Raw genomic sequence first — 437 nt, 5'->3', positions numbered from 1 at the left:
CACCTCAGGATCCACCGGCACCCCCAAGGGTGTCGTGGTGACGCACCAGTCCCTGCTGAACAACCTCCTGTGGCGGGTGAAGGCGTTCGGCTGGAGCGCCGAGGACCGCTTCCTGATGCGGACACCCCTGAGCTTCGACGTCTCCGCATGGGAAGCGTTCTGCCCGCTGCTGGTCGGCGGGGCCATCGTGCCGACCCACCCGGACAGGCACGCGGACCCCGGGGACCTCCTCGCGGCCGTAAGGCGCCACCAGGTGACCGTCGTCCATACCGTCCCCTCCCTCCTCCAGCATCTCCTGGAGTGGCACGCGGTGGCGGACGACTGCCACTCGCTGCGTGACGTCGTCTGCGGCGGGGAAGCCATGTCGGCGGCCGTCCGCGACACCTTCCACACCACGCTTCCCTGGGTGCGGCTGTACAACTCCTACGGGCCGAGCG

At 69.6% G+C, this 437-nt stretch carries 1 protein-coding gene; it reads left to right on the top strand.

Annotated elements, in window-relative coordinates; all coding sequences use genetic code 11:
• Nucleotides 1-37: 37 nt before the first annotated feature.
• A partial coding sequence (locus tag VT50_RS25060; RefSeq protein WP_240529305.1) for an AMP-binding protein occupies nucleotides 38-437 on the top strand: 400 nt, incomplete at its 3' end.

The organism is Streptomyces antioxidans, from assembly GCF_000968685.2.
Classification (GTDB): Bacteria; Actinomycetota; Actinomycetes; order Streptomycetales; family Streptomycetaceae; genus Streptomyces; species Streptomyces antioxidans.
This window is presented reverse-complemented; position numbering and strand designations above follow the sequence as displayed.